The 1,416-nt window shown below is 69.7% G+C and carries 1 protein-coding gene; it reads left to right on the top strand.

Annotation, left to right across the window (positions count from 1 at the left end; translation table 11 throughout):
* Positions 1 to 36: 36 nt before the first annotated feature.
* A partial coding sequence (locus AC1DT6_RS40460) for an ImcF-related family protein (RefSeq protein ID WP_477115621.1) occupies positions 37 to 1,416 on the top strand: 1,380 nt, incomplete at its 3' end.

Here is a 1,416-nt window from a genome sequence, read left to right as displayed (position 1 = left end):
CTGAACGGGCGGGACATCCACGCCGCCCGGCAATCCGTGAACGACTTTCAGTCGGCCCCCAACCCGGCGGCCCGCCTGCGCGCGCTTCTTGCCTTGCAGCAGCAGATCGAGCGCTACGAGTACCGTACCCAGCATCATGCGCCGCTTGCGACCCGCTTTGGCCTGAATCGCGATCCGGCGATCCTCGCCGCGCTGTGGAAGCCCTACGCGCAGGCCAGCCGCGAGCTGCTGGTCGCGCCCGTGCAGCGGGATCTGGAGGCGTCGCTGGTGGATCTYGCGCAACTGCGCACCACGGTGCTGGATGCGGTAACCAACCGGGTGGCGTTGAGCGGCCACCAGGCGCTCAAGACCTATTTGATGCTGGCCAACCCCGAACGCGCCGAGCCGGCTTTCCTGGCCCCGCAACTGGTGCAGCACTGGTCCACCGATGCCCGGATGACCCCGGGCGAGCGGCAGGACCTTGCCGAGCGCTTGCTCACCTTCTATGCGGAGCATTTGAAGGCCAACCCGGCAGGACACATCGAGCCGCGGCCCGAACTGGTCGCCGGCGCCCGTCAGACGCTGCTGGCCGTGATCGGCGAGCGCAATGCCGAGGACACCGTCTATCGGGGCGTGATCCAGGCCTTTGGTGAGCACGCTGGCAGCAAGTATCCGGACCAGACCCTGGCCGCGCTGACCGCCGGCGCCGATCCCCGGGGGCTGGTGCGAGCCGCGGCCATCGTGCCGGGGGTCTTCACCCGCCAGGCCTATGAGGGCTATGTCGCCCCCGCGATCGAGCAGGCCGCCAAGCGCACGGAGATCGCCAATGACTGGGTGCTGACCGATGGCAAGCCGCAGCAGCAGCAGCAGCAGACTGAGAGCCGTTCGGCCGAAGCGCTGCAGGCGGCCCTGACCGAGCAGTACTTCGCCGATTACGCGGAGCATTGGCAGGGCTTCATGAACAGCCTGCAATGGGAGGCCGCGCCGACCCTGCCCGCTGCGATCGGGCAGCTCAAGCTGATGGCCGACGCGCGCCAGTCGCCCGTCATCGCGCTGATGAAGTCGCTCGAATACCAGGGCGGCGCCGGCGCCCGCAAGGACTCGCTGTCCGATACGCTGGTGGCCAAGACGCAGGACCTGCTCGGCAAGAAGCCGGCGGGGCCCGAGGTGGCGAAGCCGGACGCGGCGGGGCCGCTGGGCGCGGCCTTTGGCCCGGTGCTGCGGCTGGTGGCGCAGGGTCAGCCCGGCAGCGCCAGCGCGGGCACCAGCGGTGACCTGAGTCTGCAACGGTTCCTTGACCGCGCGACGGCACTGCGCCTGCGCCTGCAGCAGGTCGGCAACAGCGCCGATGCCGATGCGCAGGCCCGTCAGATGGCGCAGGCGCTGTTCCAGGGCAAGGGCTCGGAACTGGCCGACACCCAGGCCTATGCGCAACTG

Source organism: Cupriavidus sp. 01L45 (assembly GCF_056399885.1).
The sequence above is the reverse complement of the archived record's forward strand: the minus strand, read 5'-3'. Positions and strand labels throughout refer to the sequence as shown.